The organism is Paenibacillus sp. J31R109 (assembly GCF_059692055.1).
The window spans coordinates 137,651-154,652 of sequence record NZ_JCAUAR010000009.1 but is presented as its reverse complement, the minus strand read 5'-3'; the positions used below and the strand labels follow the sequence as shown (position 1 = coordinate 154,652).

The 17,002-nt window shown below is 49.4% G+C and carries 14 protein-coding genes; 11 read left to right on the top strand and 3 right to left on the bottom strand.

Features of this window, described 5'->3' with window-relative positions:
* Positions 1-6: 6 nt before the first annotated feature.
* The gene (locus AC58QT_RS22050; protein WP_497410923.1) at positions 7-1,287 is read right to left on the bottom strand and encodes an ArsB/NhaD family transporter; all 1,281 of its coding nucleotides are present in this window, start codon (positions 1,285-1,287) and stop codon (positions 7-9) included.
* 184 nt (positions 1,288-1,471) lie between these two features.
* Between AC58QT_RS22050 and AC58QT_RS22045 the strand changes: the two genes are divergently transcribed.
* From AC58QT_RS22045 to AC58QT_RS22025, 5 genes are all read left to right on the top strand, one after another.
* Complete coding sequence (locus tag AC58QT_RS22045; protein ID WP_497410922.1) at positions 1,472-2,305, top strand: DUF72 domain-containing protein; 834 nt, start codon at positions 1,472-1,474, stop codon at positions 2,303-2,305.
* A 287-nt stretch (positions 2,306-2,592) separates the two neighbouring features.
* Positions 2,593-2,961, top strand: coding sequence for a Na-translocating system protein MpsC family protein (locus tag AC58QT_RS22040; RefSeq protein WP_310500079.1), 369 nt, complete (start codon positions 2,593-2,595; stop codon positions 2,959-2,961).
* Positions 2,962-3,529: 568 nt separating this feature from the next.
* Positions 3,530-5,887 (top strand): FdhF/YdeP family oxidoreductase, encoded by a 2,358-nt coding sequence (locus AC58QT_RS22035; protein ID WP_497410921.1) that lies wholly within the window; start codon positions 3,530-3,532, stop codon positions 5,885-5,887.
* A gap of 4 nt (positions 5,888-5,891) precedes the next feature.
* Positions 5,892-6,707, top strand: a complete 816-nt coding sequence (fdhD, locus tag AC58QT_RS22030; protein ID WP_497410920.1) for a formate dehydrogenase accessory sulfurtransferase FdhD — start codon at positions 5,892-5,894, stop codon at positions 6,705-6,707.
* A gap of 95 nt (positions 6,708-6,802) precedes the next feature.
* A complete protein-coding gene (locus AC58QT_RS22025) occupies positions 6,803-9,328 on the top strand; it encodes a trypsin-like peptidase domain-containing protein (RefSeq protein ID WP_497410919.1) in 2,526 nt (841 codons plus the stop codon).
* A 59-nt stretch (positions 9,329-9,387) separates the two neighbouring features.
* On the opposite strand, the gene AC58QT_RS22020 is transcribed toward AC58QT_RS22025, so the two are convergent.
* Positions 9,388-10,206, bottom strand: a complete 819-nt coding sequence (locus tag AC58QT_RS22020; RefSeq protein ID WP_497410918.1) for a (2Fe-2S)-binding protein — start codon at positions 10,204-10,206, stop codon at positions 9,388-9,390.
* 357 nt (positions 10,207-10,563) lie between these two features.
* On the bottom strand, positions 10,564-11,373 hold the full coding sequence (locus AC58QT_RS22015) for a pirin family protein (protein ID WP_497410917.1): 810 nt from the start codon (positions 11,371-11,373) through the stop codon (positions 10,564-10,566).
* A 164-nt stretch (positions 11,374-11,537) separates the two neighbouring features.
* On the opposite strand from AC58QT_RS22015, the gene AC58QT_RS22010 reads away from it, so the two are divergent.
* The 6 genes from AC58QT_RS22010 (at position 11,538) to AC58QT_RS21985 (ending at position 16,969) form a co-directional block, all read left to right on the top strand.
* Positions 11,538-11,954, top strand: coding sequence for a BlaI/MecI/CopY family transcriptional regulator (locus AC58QT_RS22010; RefSeq protein ID WP_497410916.1), 417 nt, complete (start codon positions 11,538-11,540; stop codon positions 11,952-11,954).
* Positions 11,955-11,957: 3 nt separating this feature from the next.
* Positions 11,958-12,797, top strand: a complete 840-nt coding sequence (locus AC58QT_RS22005) for a M56 family metallopeptidase (protein WP_497410915.1) — start codon at positions 11,958-11,960, stop codon at positions 12,795-12,797.
* A 114-nt stretch (positions 12,798-12,911) separates the two neighbouring features.
* Positions 12,912-13,451 carry a DUF2231 domain-containing protein gene (locus AC58QT_RS22000; RefSeq protein ID WP_497410914.1) on the top strand — a complete coding sequence of 180 codons (540 nt, stop codon included), beginning with the start codon at positions 12,912-12,914 and terminating at the stop codon, positions 13,449-13,451.
* A gap of 105 nt (positions 13,452-13,556) precedes the next feature.
* Positions 13,557-13,811, top strand: a complete 255-nt coding sequence (locus tag AC58QT_RS21995) for a DUF3813 family protein (protein WP_057311006.1) — start codon at positions 13,557-13,559, stop codon at positions 13,809-13,811.
* 280 nt (positions 13,812-14,091) lie between these two features.
* Positions 14,092-14,796 carry a response regulator transcription factor gene (locus AC58QT_RS21990; protein ID WP_497410913.1) on the top strand — a complete coding sequence of 235 codons (705 nt, stop codon included), beginning with the start codon at positions 14,092-14,094 and terminating at the stop codon, positions 14,794-14,796.
* Positions 14,774-16,969: a histidine kinase dimerization/phospho-acceptor domain-containing protein gene (locus AC58QT_RS21985; protein ID WP_497410912.1), complete on the top strand. Its 2,196-nt coding sequence runs from the start codon at positions 14,774-14,776 to the stop codon at positions 16,967-16,969. Before AC58QT_RS21990 ends, AC58QT_RS21985 begins: the two co-directional genes overlap by 23 nt.
* The last annotated feature ends 33 nt before the right edge of the window (positions 16,970-17,002 follow it).

The following is a 17,002-nucleotide window of genomic DNA, read 5'->3' as shown; positions in this document are numbered from 1 at the left end:
CCACTTTTAAATCAAATAACGCAAGTAAATGTATACGCTGGAAAGTATGATCGATAGCAGCATGAACGGGAAGCCATATTTTAGATATTTCATGAACGTGATAGGATGCCCCTCTTTGCTGGCCAGTCCTGCCACAATCAAGTTCGCGCTCGCTCCAATCAATGTACCATTACCGCCTAAACAAGCGCCAAGTGCCAAACTCCACCATAGTGGTTCTAGATTGCTGACGCCTAAGACACCCATTTCCTGAATCAATGGAATCATTGTGGCAACGAAGGGGATATTGTCGAGAAAAGCGGATGCAATCGCGCTCAGCCAAAGAATAAGCATGGAAGTTGCGATCGGATTGCCGCCTGTTAACTCGATGGCATGTACAGCTAATTGCGTAATTACGCCTGTTTCTACAAGGCCCGATACGAGTACGAACAGCCCGACAAAGAAAAAGATCGTAGGCCACTCGATACTTGCAAAGGCAGACTCTAGCATGCGCTCTCCTGTCAGGAGGAGTAGAAGAAACGCGCCACTAAGCGCAATCGTAGCCGATTCCAAATGCAAGCTTTGGTGCAGGAAGAAGCCTAGAATAGTAAGTGCTAGTACGGTGAGGCATTTCCAGAGAAGCTTGCGGTCCGTCAACATGGCGTTCTCATCTATTTCCATAATGCTCTTTTGGAGCTCGGGTGTAGACTTGACTTGCTTCCCGAAAATAAGCAGAAACAAAGGGATATAGGCTAGCATGATGATGATTGCAATAGGTGCCAGATTGTTAATGAAGGCCATGAACGTGAGCTCACTCACTGCGCTGCCAATCATAATATTGGGCGGATCACCAATCAGCGTCGCTGTACCCCCAACATTAGAGGCCAGAATTTGCGTAAAAAGGAATGGGAACGGATTCACGCGAAGCTGTCTGGTGATACTCAAGGTGACAGGCACCATGAGAAGCACCGTCGTCACATTATCCAGAAAAGCTGAGCATACGGCTGTAATGATCACGAGGGCTATCAGGATCCTTCGCGGCTGCCCTTTGGCAAGCTTCGCTGCCTTCACAGCGATATATGTGAACAGCCCTGTTTCTGCCGTGATACCCACCATAATCATCATGCCGATGAGCAGTCCCAGTGTGTTGAAATCGATGTGGTGCAGGGCTGTTTCTTGACTGACAATACCACAAACAACCATGAGCACGGCACCAATCATGGCGATGATGGTGCGGTGAATTTTCTCAGAAATAATAATCGCATAAATCAGCAAGAAAATGCCGATAGCCCAATAAGCTTGTAATTCCATTAGACTCGCCTCCAGTGACTAATTGACGACCCGCAGTCTCCGAAAAAAGACAAAAAGAGCCCGCTGTTGGCAGGCTCCTCCGGGTCAATCCTATATAGCGTAACTATACCTGTTCCCGTGGAAGTTGTAAAGATAAAGGCATTTGGTACAATAGAATTAACGTTTTTGGCTCAGGGGGACGACAATGATCAATATCGGTTTGGCAGGTTGGGGTGACCATGACTTAGGCGGGAGTAAAGGGAAGCTGATGAGTTATGGCGCCCATTTCCCATTGGTGGAGGTCGATACCTCATTTTACGCGATACAACCAGAACGCAACTATGCAAAATGGGTACAAGAGACACCTGAGAATTTTGGGTTTATTATAAAAGCTTACCAAGGGATGACCGGCCACCTGCGGGGAGAAAATCCGTTTGCAGGAGGTGCTGAACAAATGTTCGAGGCATTCCTGCAGTCTATTCGACCCGTTCAGGAAGCGGGGAAGCTGAAGGCTGTGCTATTTCAATATCCACCATGGTTTGCGTGCAACAAGGCAAGTGTGGATGTCATTCGCGAGGCGAAGGCGAGAATGGGTGATGTGCCGCTCGCGCTTGAGTTTCGCCACCAGAGCTGGTTCACGGAAGACATGTGCGATAAGACGCTGGCTTTCATGAAGCGCGAGGGGTGGATGCACAGCATCTGTGACGAGCCGCAGGCGGGGATTGGATCGGTTCCGATCGTCCTGGAGGCGACGCATCCTGACATGACGATGGTTCGCTTCCACGGACGGAATGTCGGGGGATGGGTACAGACGAATGAAGCTAATTGGCGCGACGTGAGGTATCTATACGACTACAATCCGCAGGAATTGTTGGAGTGGAAGGTGAGGTTGCTCCGCTTGCAGGAGCAGACACGTGAGATTTGTATCATTTTTAACAACAATTCCGGTGGACATGCAGCTGGGAATGCTAAAACACTAATGAGCATGCTAGACTTAGACTACGAGGGGCTAGCGCCGAGGCAGTTGGATTTATTCTAATTATAAATAGTTGGAAGTATGAACAGGTAAAAGGGGCGTGTAAACAAGTGGTTGGTGCTATTATTGGAAGTGTGATCGCGATTATTATCGTGATTGGACTAACGATTTGGATAACGAAGAAGGCATACTCACGGAAGTGGGAAGATGATGAATAGAGCCGAAGTAAGTGCTGAGTTGTAGGGGAATGACACATAGAAACACGTCTTCAGGTGTTGTCAGGTATAGGCTTTCTTGCTATGATGAAGCTAGGACAAGCTTGTAAACGTAAACATAAAGGTGGCTGGCCGATGAACCGTATGGAGGCCGAATTCAGTAACCTCGTGAAGGCGTATCGCAAGAGGCATATGGGTAAAGGGCCGGAGCGAGTGACGACGACATTTTGTAAAAGTTGGGCGATCTGCGAAATGGCAGGGAACCTCTCCCCTGTGGAGAAATTTATGGCGAAGACCGGCGATGGCAGGCAAATGCTCCGCACGGCACGCACAGAAATGGTCAAAGAAATCTACAAAGATCATCCTCCTGTAGAGATGGAAGCGCTGCTCGGCGCGAAGTTTATTCAGCTGTTTGTCGATATCGATATTGCCCAAGATGTAGGGATGTCGGTATTCGTTTTTGATGAGGATCTGGAAAAGAAGTTTGGTACAAGAAACGGATAACTAACCGCTCGTACATCTACATATACATAAGTAAGGTGCTTGGCACTTGGTAGCGAACCTGCCGGAGACTAACCACTGTGAGACAACCCGAGACTCTTCTCGTAAGAGGAGCTTGGGGTTGTTTTGCGGTGGTTTTTTGCTTCTAAGGAGCTGAGGAGCATTGGTGCTGAGTGGAATAGAATGTTGGGAAGAGGCGTAAACGTGCCGACCAGTTGCCGGCCAGCTGGAGGAAAAGCCTGCAAATATGCAGGAATGTTAGTCCAATTCCTGCGTTCAGCGAGAATACCTGCGAATATGCAGTTTTTTTGGCGAATTCTCTGCATGGAACGAGACAAAGGCAGAAATACCTGCATATTTGCAGGCATTCCTCGAAAATAGTGTGTTTGGGTAGTGAAAGGATGTACTTTTGCAGGTTTTTTGTAGTAATGATCGACGAGTAGCAGTTTGGGGAGCGAGATGAGCCAGGTGGAGCTAAAGTGCAGCACAGCACAAACCAACACAAACACAACGAAAACATATAATCTACAACCAAAACAAGACAATACATATACAAATGGAGGCGTTCATCTTGGGAAAAACAAAGCACACAGGGCCGATCAAGCTGCCCGCGAAACCGGACCCGAAGTTCTGGGTTAGCAAAATACCATTCGGACTAGGCAAGGTGAAACCGAAACATATTCGAGAGACAGCGAAAATTGCTTGGCAAAATCGCGATAATTTGCCTTACGCTGTTAGAATTCTGACGCAAGGCGTGTGCGACGGTTGTGCGCTTGGCGTGTCGGGGCTTTACGATCAGACGCTGGCGGGGCCGCATATCTGCACGACGCGGCTAAACGTGTTGCGGCTGAATACGATGCCAGCCATTCGCGAGGAGCTGCTCCATGCGGACATCGACGAGCTCAGCCGCTTGAGCTCCACCGAGCTTCGTCAGCTCGGGCGAATCCCGTATCCGCTCATCCGTAAGAAGGGGGAGCGACGGTTCCGCCGCGCCACATGGGATGAGGCGCTGGACACGATTGCAACGAAGATGCGAGGGCTGAACCCTAAGCAGATGGCCTTTTACTTAACGGCGAGAGGGATTACGAACGAGTCGTACTATGTGGCAGCGAAGGTCGCGAGATTGCTCGGTACGAACAATATCGACAATGCCTCGCGCATCTGCCACTCGCCGTCGAAGACGGCACTGAAGCGCTCCGTAGGCGTGGGCGCTTCGACCTGCAATTACAAGGACTGGATCGGCACGGACGTCCTTGTATTCTGGGGCAGTGTGGCCGCGAATAACCAACCGGTCTCAACGAAGTACATGTATGCGGCCAAACGCAAAGGGACGAAGATCATCGTCATTAACCCGTACTACGAGCCATCGATGGAGCAGTACTGGATCCCTTCTATTGCCGAATCGGCGTTATTCGGCACGAAGCTGGCCGACGATGTATACCAAGTGAACATCGGCGGAGATATTGCCTTCATGAACGGCATCATGAAGGTATGGTTCGAGATGGAGGCGCGTGAGCCCGGCTCCGCGATAGACCACGCGTTCGTTGCTGCGCACACGAACGGCATAGAGGAGCTGCGCGCCCACGTGGCGCAGCAGGATTGGACGACGCTCACGCAGTCGTCCGGTCTCACCCGCGAGCGCATCAGCGAGCTCGCTCTCCTCCTAGCCCGTGCCTCTAGCGCGGTATTCGTGTGGAGCATGGGGCTCACACAGCACCGCTTCGGCACGGATAACATCTCGCAGGTGGCGAACCTCGCCCTCCTGCGGGGCTTTCTAGGCCGCGAACACTGCGGGCTGATGCCCATCCGCGGCCACAGCGGCGTGCAGGGCTCCGGCGAGATGGGCGCCGATCCCTTCTCCCTGCCGGGCGGCGAAATCAACAGCGCCGCCGACCGCAACCGCATCGAGCAGCTCTGGGGCTTCGAGCTGCCGAGCTGGCAGGGTGACATCGTTGGTGTCACCCTAGAGAACGCGCTCCTGCCCGAGGAGCAGGAGCGGAAACTCCGGTTGTTTTACACATCCGGAGGCAACTTCCTCGAGACGATGCCGGACCCGGCATTCGTGCACAACGCACTAGAGTCAATGGATGTCCGTGTCCACCAGGACATCATTCTCAACACCTCCACGCTGCTCAACGCGCGGGAGGCTGTGGTGGTGCTGCCCGCGATGACGCGCTACGAGCAGCCTGGGGGCGGCACATCCACTTCCACGGAGCGGATGGTGTACTTCTCGCCCGAGATCGCCGGTCCCCGCATCGGCGAAGCCCGCGCGGAGTGGGACATCTACGTCGATCTCGCCCGCCGCGTGAAGCCCGAAGCTGCAGCGCAGCTAGGCTGTGAGACCGCGGAAGCGATCCGCGCCGAGATCGCGCTGGCCGCGCCGAGCTATGACGGCATTCAGCACCTGCGAGAGCGCGGGGATGTGTTTCAATACGGCGGCGCGTGGCTGTGCGAGGACGGCGTCTGTCCCACGCCGGATGGCCGCGGCAGGCTGCTGCCAATTGAGCTTCCGGAGCTGCGGAAGCCGGAGGGGCATTTCGCGGTGACGACGCGCCGCGGCAAGCAGTTCAATTCGATGATCTACAGCGACGTAGATCCCTTTAATGAAGCCGATCGCTACGATGTGCTGATGGGGCAAGCAGATATGCGCAGCCTTGCTTTACAGGAAGGCGAGGCTATTGTTGTCTACAACGGTTACGGCGCAATGCACGGGAGAGCTAAGCAATCAGACATTCGAATGGGCAACATCGAAGTGCACTGGCCAGAAGGCAATAGCTTGATACCTAAGGGGGTATACGAACCGTTTGCCGGTATACCAGAATATAATACAGCCGTTATCGTTGAAAAGGCGGAGACCTATCACGCCCACAAAGACACTCGATATGTAGAGAAGCGCATTTTAGAGCTAGAAACGGAAATGGAGGGTTGAGAAAATGTCTATGGATTCTTCGCCCTCTCCATCACCATCAACCACTACGTGGTCGATTCATCGATACAATGGTTCAGAGGTGTTGCCTGCAGAGGATACGATTGCTGTTGAAGCGCCTTTGACCCTCATGCTGGATGGCGAAGAATTCGCCACACTGGTCTACACGCCGAGCGACACCGTTGATCTGGTTACCGGTTTCCTTGCCTCCGAAGGTATGATTCGATTCGTCGACCAGATTGAATCTCTTACATTTGAGGAAGACCGCGGATTCGTCCATGTGAAGCTGCGGCAGCTTCATCAACTGAGCCGTCAGATGGTATCGAAGCGATTCATCGGGTCCTGTTGCGGGAAAAGCCGTCAATTTTATTTTCACAATGATATGCGCACAGCAAAAACGGTGACGACGAAGCTCACGCTAACTATTCCTCAATGCTTCCACCTGATGAGCGAACTTCAGGAGCAATCGGCTGAATTTCGGCTGACGGGGGGGCTGCATAATGCAGCTTTGTGTACGGTGAACGACCTTCTGGTAACCCGAGCGGATATTGGCAGGCATAACGCACTTGATAAAATTTACGGATATATCCTTCGAGGGCGGATTTCGGTGCGAGATAAGGTCCTTGCTTTCAGCGGAAGAGTCTCTTCCGAGGTGGTATTAAAGGCGTCCAAAATTGGCGTCGGCCTTCTTTTGTCGAAATCTGCCCCTACTGATCTCGCACTTCGACTCGCTCACGATCTTGGCATTACGGTGGTTGGCTTCATTCGGAAGGATCATTTAACCGTGTATACGCACCCCGAGCGCATTGCTGAATGTCGATAAAGTTACCTTTTTGTGGAAATATTTGTGTTGTCTCTCTATCAGAATTGTGCTAGATTCTACCTATTGCCAACTTTTGTTAAGAGAGGAATGACAGAATGGGGAATTGGACAGTTCGGTTGAAAAAAGGGGGCATAACGCTGGTCGCGGCCTTCGTGCTGATGACGACGTTTGCAGGGCCTCAGTCTTCGCATGTATATGCAGCTGAAATCAATGCAGATATTCCACAGGTTATTGAGAAAGCTTCGCCATCCGTGGTTGCTATAATAGGAAAACCATCCTCTGAGGTGGACAAAACACTAGAGAAGAATAGATTTAATCTCGCACACGGGACTGGCGTCATTGTGGCTTCGAACGGTGTGATTGTTACGAATGCTCATGTTGTAAAAGATATGAAAAATATCGTCGTCGTGACCTCCGAAGGGACAACCTATCGTGGACATGCCTCGAATATTGATGAGGAAAGTGATCTTGCCCTGGTCAAAATCGATGCTGTCGGTTTACAGCCAGCCACTTTCGCATCCTCGTCAGATATTAAGGTTGGGGAAACGGTCGCTGCGATTGGAACGCCAATTTCATTTGCTTTGCGTAATTCAGTTACAGTGGGCATTGTCAGCGGACTAGATCGTTCCGTGAGCTCGCAGTACCAGCTGATTCAAACGGACGCAGCGATTAACCCGGGGAATAGCGGAGGCGCCTTAATTAATATGAAGGGCGAAGTTATCGGGATTAATACGATGAAATACGCTGATATTGGTATCGAAAATCTCGGGTTCGCGATTCCTGTGGATACGGTGAAATATGTAATTAAGCATTTTGAATTGTATGGTAAAGTGAAGCGTGCTTACACAGGGCTCGAATTGGAAGAAAGCTGGGAGGCTGTTGTTGGCTTACCTAGCATGGCGGGGTTAAGGGTGGATTACGTAGATGCGGATTCACCTGCGGCTGAGGCGGGAATTGAACAAGACGAAGTGGTCGTTTCTGTTGGCTCTGACTCAGTCCAAACACTGGTCGATTACAACGAGGCGATTAAAAAGTATTTGCCCGGACAAACGGTAGACATCAAGCTTCAATCGGGAAGTTCAACGTTGACCAAGTCGGTAAAATTAGGCGAGCTGCACAACACTGAAGCGACATTAACAGAGGATGCTGACGGGAGCTCATTAGACGCGGATAGCGGCAAAACGAAGATTGGCGACAGCCACTTCGGGTGGTCGATGAAGTACCCAGCGGGTCTGGTCAAAAGACAACAATCCGATGATGGTGATTCCATCAGCTTTGTTGATGCAAAAGGTGAATTCGCACTTTCCATTCGGATTGCGAGTGATCAAAGCGATGAGCTGTCACCAGCTGCCCTTTTGAACACAATTGCCGGAGAAGATGGCAGTGATTATTCGAGCTATGCCGACAGCGCGACGGTTTTGGAGCGTCAGTATGTGAAGCGGGCAGAGTATCCTTATGCCAAAATCGTGAGCCGCTCTGGCGAGGATGGATACATCCAAACGCGTGGTTATTTACATGGCGGCCGTTTGTATACGGTACAGCTCTTTGTGACCAAAGAACAATACACGAATCGTTCCAAACAAAATAGCTATAATGATTTATTGGATAGCTTTAAGCTTGCTTTTAATACGGGAGATAATTCTCTGAAGGATATTTCTGTGTTCAATTCCGATGATGTGACCTACACGAGTGAGTATGGATTATCCATCGATTTGCCTGCTGAATGGGAGCAGGATTATCATGGAAGCACCTCTTTTTACAATGATGAGTATTCGCAATCGCTAGAGGTTCATGTAACTTCAGCTTCTTCAGGTGACACCCTGCAGGATTGGGTAGACCGTGAGGTCGATTCGTTCGAAGCGCAGTATACAGCGGATTATCGCCGTGTGGATAAGCCCGTCGAAGCAACAGTAGATGGAGTACCCGCTTGGCAAGTAGACTTTGCGAGTTCTTTAGGGGACGAGTGGTTTGCGGGGAGATCGCTCTTTTTCATCAAGGATAAGTACAAATACGAAGTTCGAATGACCTATCCACAAGATGAGCAAGATGATGAGTTAGAGAAAATTTGGGATAACGTAGTGGCGTCTATCTCTGTGGATAAAGAGACCATGGATGGCGAACTCGGATTCATTCAGGATCTTAATGAACTTGCCGATCCAGATCGTACGGCGCTGTACAAGAATGAGAAGTTCAATTACACCTTACGTATCCCTGAGAACTGGACAACGAACCGTTCGTATGACGGCAATGATCAGGCGACGAAGTCCTTCTCTTTCACAGGTGGATATTTACGTGTAGAGGCAGATAACAAATCAGTCTATACGGAGGTTGTGAAGAACGCCGAAGAAGAGCTTAAGAAAAGTCACACGAGTGACAGTGACTATACCTATTCGGCAGAGGATGTCACGCTTTTCGGAGATGTGAAGGCGAAGAAGTATAAAGTGAGCTACTCCAAAGCGCACATACCGTATACCGAAACGATTTACTTGTTTAATCGCAAGCAAGTTACCTACACGGTGACGCTGCGTACGGATGTTGCGGTCAGCACAGCTGCGAATGTCGCACGGCTGAACAAAGCCTTTGATTCGTTCACCTTTGTGAACGGGACGGGCGGGAAGTAGGTTCCCCTGACAACGCAAAAGCCCCTGGGAATGTTCATGTTCTCGGGGGCTTTTCGTATTTAACCAGCAGTAGCGGTGCTCTCCTGCTTGCTTCTAATTTTATGGAACATTGCCTCGCGTTCTGACTCTTTGAGAATTGGGCAACTGAAGCACTTTTGGCCTTCTTCGCGGCGGTAGTACATGCAGCAAGAAGAGCGCATGATCACTTTTTTGCCTTCTTGGTAAGGGCTGTCTATGTACTTAGGCTCATGAACGAATGGGTTGACCTTGCGGCCAAACACATCAGGTGTTAATTGCTTGGTCACCACCTCGTAATCTGCGGAGAACTGTTCGCGCACGTTTGGACGCGGGTCATTTTCCAAGACATAGTCCCTAACGAAGGTCATACGCGCCGCAAATTGATTCCAAATCATAGCTTGATTGACTTTGGCCTGTTCAGCGATGACCGTAATTACAGGCGAGATGAGTTCTGCGAATACCCGGCGCATCTCTAATTCAATGAAAAGATCACGATCTTCCGTAGGCGCTTCTTTCCACTGCAGATTTATAATTTTATAGCCGATGTGGGCATGGTCGCCGTGATTCTCGACTTCGAATGAAATGTTGTCTAGGTCGAAAACTAACCACTGATTATACTGGGAAAGAAATAGCTGGCTCGTAGCCACAAGGTTAAAAAGGGAGAGCCCCAAGTACGATGCAGAAATGTCCAACCCTTTGCCGCGGAGCAAAGCTTGACCTTTCTCGAGGACTCCGAGCATCGTCGGTCCATCTAAAAGCTGCCGTGCAGGAATATGCAGGAGAGGTTCTTCCATGCCTTTGGGTGAAATGTGGAAATACTGTTCAACTAGTGTAAAATCAACGTTTGACTCGATGGGCATCGTCAGCACGCTCCAATTTATAATAATGATTATCGTTATCAATATAGTTATTTTGATCATACAAGATGCGGGATGAAAGTGTCAATTTGCTTTCTTACATAAAAGGAAGGCAGATCCTAGAAATAGCAAGAGACGGGTGACAATTGTACAATCCCCAATTGAGAAATTGTCTCGGAAATTCATCTAATGCTCCCAAATGGAGAGAAACTCCAAAAATAACATCCATTTAATTTGTTGTGGTGGAGGCGGAGCAAGGTTTGGCTGCGGCTTTAGTGGTGGTGGGTTGAGGCAGAGTTAGAAGACGAAATAATACCTCCCAATCCATTTGGACTGGGAGGTATAGGTACCAAAGGTGTCTTACTTCCGGTATAAGGCGTAACCTGGATTCTCGGGTACGTCGATGGCAATGATCCGCAGGCTTTGCGCACTGCCTGCTTGCAGATGAAGCGCTTCGCCTTCACCCTCAGCCTGTGCCACCGCAAAATCCTTGTGGGACAAGGTCTTGTGCCCTTGCACTTGCTCTTGCACTTGCGTTTGCCCAGCGAGCTCCGCCGGGGCAACCACGCCCTCGCCTTCGCCACGAATGACGAGGAACGCCAGCCTGCGCCCGAGCTCTATTGTGTAGCTGAACGCTGCGCCAGGCTCCAGCTGCCAGTCATACATCCGTACATCGGTATCGAGCTGGATAGGAGCTTCCGCGCCGATGACGGTTTTCAGCGTAGCGCCTGCTTGCTGATGAACCGGAAACTGGTCATGCTCATATTGATGATAAGTAGCTGGCTTCTTCACGGTCTCGCTCAGATGAGGCTCGAACCAAATCTGCATCGCCTCGCTGCCTGCTTTACGGAAGGCCTCGGAGTGGTGGACGCCGGAGCCTGCCTGAATCACTTGAGCGCCACCGTTCGTTACAGTTTCCAGTGAGCCGAGGGAATCCCGATGCTCGACGAGTCCGTCGATGACATAGGTGAGGATTTCAAACGCTTTGTGCGGGTGCATCCCGATCTCCGATACATCGGATGCTTTGCCCCAAGCCCAGTAGAATAAAGGGCCTACGCGATCTACGGCCGTCTTTTCACCAGGGAAGCTGATCGCACGTTGTTCAACGAATTTGCCCCCATCAAACGCCCCAACGCCTTGCTCACCAGCCGAATAGATATGCATACTCATATGAATCACTCCTTAGCTATATAATAATTAATAACTTACTTTATGTAAGTATTATATCGCCTTTTATCCCCAATGTCAAAATGATTTCCTCACGCCGCACGGTACTTCTTGACTTCCTCCCTATGATCACACTACAATTCATAGTGTAAGGAGTGTGGCCTAACGTGAAAATGCAAAACTTTAAATTAAAGGAAAGCGGACTTAACCGCTTCTTCGGGCCGCTAGAGTCCAAAATCATGGAAATTCTCTGGAGCAGCCCTGCGGAAATGACGATTAAAGACGTTCAACAGAAGCTGGATGAGGACAAGGCGATTAATTTTAATACCGTAATGACGGTGATGAACCGTCTCGTAGACAAGAAGATTTTACAGAAGCATTCTGTCGCACGCTCGTTTCACTATAAGCCAGTTGTGACGATTGAAGCGTTCATGGAAACGCAATCGAAAGAACTGACATATGACCTCATTGAACAATTCGGCTCATTAGCAGTTACCCATATGGTTGATGCGCTCGATAAAGTGGACCCAGAGCTGCTAGACCAGCTGGAACAGCACATTCTACTTCTGAAAAAGGATCGATGAACGATGACGGAATCACGGTTCAAATGGCTGTACGCGGCTGCGCTGATCATTGGAGGCACGATTGTGTGGCAGATGGTTGCCTTCCTCCTTGGGCATATGTTTCATTGGAGGCCTTCACGCAATCTATTTGATTTGTGTCTGATTCTTTTTCACTATCTGCACGTGCCTGGTCCTGTGCCAATGACCTTAGTGAATGGGCTCATCCTGTACACGATGGGAACGATGGTTTGGCTTGCCGTCAAGCATGGCTATGATGTTGTGAAGGCGAATAAGCTCGTGAAGAAGTATTACGACGCAGCGCTCTCTGCAGAAAATGCCGCCAAATTCGAACTCGCACCGCAGCAACTCCAAATCGTTAACTATAAAGCCCCGTTAGCGATGACGATTGGGTTATGGAAGCCACGTGTTCTCGTCTCAACGGGACTTATGGACATGCTGGAGCCGAATGAGCTTCGCGCGGTTATTGAGCATGAGAAGTGCCATGTACAACACCGGGACCCTGCGGCTATTTTTCTGCTAGCGCTGATCTCGAAGTCGATGCGATATATCCCTATTTTCGGGTGGATTGCTCATAAATATCCAATGATGATTGAATTGCGTGCGGACAAGTACGCGATTGAACGGATGGAGCAAGCCACTGACTTAGGCAGTGCGCTGCTGAAGTTGCTCAAGCAAACAAAGAAGCCGCGCTTCCCGCTATCGCATGCATCGTTTGCAGAGACGTCGATGAATGTGCGCATTCAGCATATTTTGGATCCACAGAAGCAAGTGACCTTGCGCTGGCCGCTGGTTCGTTTGGCCATGTCTGCACTCATATTTGTACTCGTTATGGGGCTTATCTAAATAAGCCCTTTTTGCATACCAATGGAGGCTCATCTGAAAAGAATTGACAATCTGCGTATTCAACACTACAATTTGTAGTGTAACTATTTTCCGCCATATGAAGGAGAGAATAGCATGGACTACATAATGAAGAATCTACATTTTATATTTACTCACGTTCCGATTGCGCTTTTAATTTTTAGCTTTGTTTTTGATGTGGCGGCTCTCATTACTAAAAAGAAGGACTGGCACTCAGCTGGTATGCTATGCCTGGTTGTAGGGGCACTCGGCGCCATTGCCGGTGTTTTGACGGGACCCGAATCGCGGAATACGCTGGTTGGCTCGCATGAATTCTATGCGGAGCTAACGATGTTCGCGGCGATAGTGCTGGCTGCTGTGCGCATTGGTTTGCTCATTTGGAAAAAGCTCGAGCTCGGACGCAATCCGATCTTCCTCGTTGCCTCGCTGGTGGTTGTGATTCTGGTGAGTTACACAGGTCATCTTGGAGGCAAAATGGTGCATCGCGATATGCAAGGCGGTCCTGGCATGATGATGCAGGGCGGACCTGGCGGCGGTGGGCCTGGTGGCAACGGTGGCCCTCAGGGAGGTCAAGGTGGCCAAGGCCAAAGGCAACAACAGCAGGGGGGCCAGAATGCTCCTGCACCAGCCAAATAATACGGAAGGGATATCCGCGCTGATCAGCCTGCGAATAAAATAGCCGCACTTACCTCATCCTAGCAAAGGTATTACATATCCTTTTCAGGAGGTATCGACCACGCTATGACCAAGGTTGACTCAAGCTTACAATCACAAAATCCGATCTCATCTGCACAAAATTCCGTCGATAACGTTCACCAAGCGGTAAATCATGCACTATCTCACCCTACTGCTCAAACGACGGAAGAGGCACAGAATGCTATTGCCAAGGCGAAGAATTCAGTAGATCAGGCATTTGACCAATCAGATAGTCCTGCAGTACAGCAGGCTATTGAATCCTTGGAAGAGGATAAGGCAAGGCTGACGAGTTTGGAATAACCTAGTAATACACGATCCCATGTGGGGATTGAAAAAGCCGTATCCCGTAGATCACAACTACGCCGGAGACGGCTTTTTTACGTATTCCTACGCTTTTTGCCACTACAGATGACCTCATGATGAAATAGGCACTTCCGTGCTACACTAAAGAGACGAGCAACTTGTCAGTCTTGTCTTCATAATTTCGTAAGAATTATGCTAACTATTTTGTAAATAGTGTCTATTATTATTAGGCTAGTACGGTGGGTTGAAGTGAGATGAAGAAAAAGGGTGCGTGGACGTGACGAAATACCAAGTGCTGGTCGTCGATGATGATAGCGACATTCAGGAAGCGATTGAGATTTATTTGAGAGGCGAAGGGATGGAAGTCAGCAAAGCAAACAACGGTCTGGAAGCCCTGCTTTTGCTGGAAGTAAAGGAATTCCATCTAATCATCCTCGATATCATGATGCCGAAGATGGACGGGATTCAGGCGACATTCAAGATTAGAGAGAGCTGCAATGTCCCGATCCTGATGCTTTCCGCCAAAACAGAGGATATGGATAAAATTATGGGCTTGAATGTGGGTGCTGACGATTATCTGACGAAGCCGTTCAATCCGCTGGAACTGATCGCTAGGGTGAAGTCGCAGTTAAGACGCTACACAACGCTCGGACCCATGAATGCGATGGAAAAGACGGCAAACGAAGCATTAAGCGTCCGCGGCCTTGTGCTCAATCCAGTCACGAAGGAAGTCACTGTTGATGGTGAGGAAGTGCGTATGACACCAACGGAGTTCAAAATCTTGGAACTGTTGATGGTGAATAAGGGACGCGTGTTTTCCATTGACGATATTTACGAAAAGGTGTGGAAGGATCCTGCCTTTAATGCTGAGAATACCGTGGCTGTGCATGTGCGCAGAATTCGCGAGAAAATTGAAATCAATCCAAAAGATCCTAAATATTTGAAGGTGGTGTGGGGTGTTGGCTACAAAATGGAGAAGTAAATCGCTCTCCCTAGCGTTGCTTGTAGGTGTTTTTGTCATGTGGACGTTGACACTATTCGCGGCAACAAATGTTTATAAGAATAGCGTGTACTTCGGTGAGGATGCTTATTTCAAAAGTGGAGCTTTCAGCAGGGAAATAAATGCCATCTATGAGAACATTCAGTTGTATTATCTGGAGGCTCCGCATTTTAATGACAAAACACCAGAAGAGCAGCTCGGCAACAATGAGTACTATAATGTGAAGCGTGAAGCGGAAAAAACAGTACAAGATCGCATCAACAATTTGCAGGAGAAGTACAGCCAGCGTATCGAAACGGCTCGCAATCATGAAACTAATGCTGACGTCGATCGACTTGAAGCTGAAAGAGATGCGAAGCTTGCGGAGTTGAATAAGGAATTGGATGCGACCTTACAACTCAAGTTGAAGGCGGCAATCGCAGCTAAGCAAAAGCAATTCTCTGCAGCCAAGACCAGTCTGGATAATCGTCTCAAATCTCTGTACTATGTCGTGAAGAATTTGAAAACCGGTGAAACCTACAGCAACATTGCACCTGAAGCTTTGCAAAAGTTACGGGATCAGCAGGCATTTATTTATACCCTGGATTTGCCCAAAATAGATGAACCGAATCGATTTTCGTACCAAATGAATGTTGATCAGATTAAAGCTACGTATTACATCTTAAATCCATCGCAAGGCTCAGGCATTATTCAAGCAGATTATCTCTCTTATGAATCCATGAAGAATCAAGCGCAAGCAACGGTCTACTTGTTCATCGTGATTGCGGCACTTACCATCGGGCTAACGTATACGGCGCGCACATATCAGACCGGTGAGATATCTCTGATGAATATCCAAACGGAGATAAGGAAACATTTCCCGCTCGATGTTCGGGCTTGGACCACCTTCATCGCGACTGCAGCATTATTCGGTATCCTGATGGAATGTGAGCTCTATTACTGGTCGTCGACCTATATCAGCATGTATCAAATAACCATCGTCCTTATTGCATCGGCGTTACTTGTCATTGTGTGCAGCGGCTTTCGCGGTGCAGTCGCATTGCTTCGACATCCGGAATATCTCGCCCAGCAGTGGAGCAGCTCCTTAACCGCTTCGTTCTGGCAAACGGTGAAAGATACGTTGGAGGGACGCGGCTTGATCTTCAAACTGATTGTCTTTATGGCAATCCTTGGGATCATGGGCTTCCTGCCCGTGTGCATAGTTGCTTCTGGCGGTGAAGAGGTTGTTATCGTCTTTACGTTCGTCTGGTACATCTTGTTCCTGCTTGTGGTGCTGCCTTACATGATGCGGAAGATCAAGCAGCTTCGTGCCATTATTAGAGGCGTGGAACAAATGTCGCAAGGCAACTTTGATGTGACCCTCCCTGCCAAAGGGAAAGGCCAGCTGTCCCGGATGGCGATGAACATTAACAATTTGAAGTACGGTTTACAGCTTTCGCTCGAAAAAACACGTGTCAGTGATCGTCTCAAAACAGAGCTGATTACGAATGTGTCACACGATTTGAAAACACCGCTAACTTCAATTATTAGTTATGTTGATTTGTTGAAAAAGGAAGGCTTGTCCGCCGAGCAATCCACCCATTACTTAGAGGTGCTCGATCGGAAAACGCAGCGGCTCAAGGTGCTCATCGAAGATCTCTTCGAGGCATCGAAGATGGCAAGCGGAGCTACGGAGCTTTACTGGGAAAAAGTCGACGTCTCCGCCCTGCTGACACAGGCACTAGCGGAGTTCAGCGACAAAATCGAGGCGTCCACACTGACTTTCCGCGTAAACGTGCAGAGCCCGCATATGTATGCGCTGCTGGATGGCAAAAAAACATGGCGCGTCTTCGAGAACCTCATCGGCAACGCCTTGAAGTACGCCCTGCCGGGAACAAGGGTTTACGTCACGTTGACGGAAAATATAGAGCGCGTCATCCTCGTCATTCAGAATATCTCGCTCCATGAGCTTAATTATGACGTAGAGGAGTTGTTCGAACGCTTCAAACGCGGTGATCAATCTCGCGGAACGGAAGGCTCCGGCCTCGGCCTCGCCATTGCGAAGAGCATCGTTGAGCTGCAAGGCGGCACGCTCACGATTGACATTGACGGCGACCAATTCAAGGTAATTGCCGAATTTGAGAAACGTGAGATGCTGGCAGCGCCGCAGGAGTAAATCTAAATCTAAATCCTAGAGAGGAAAGAGAGA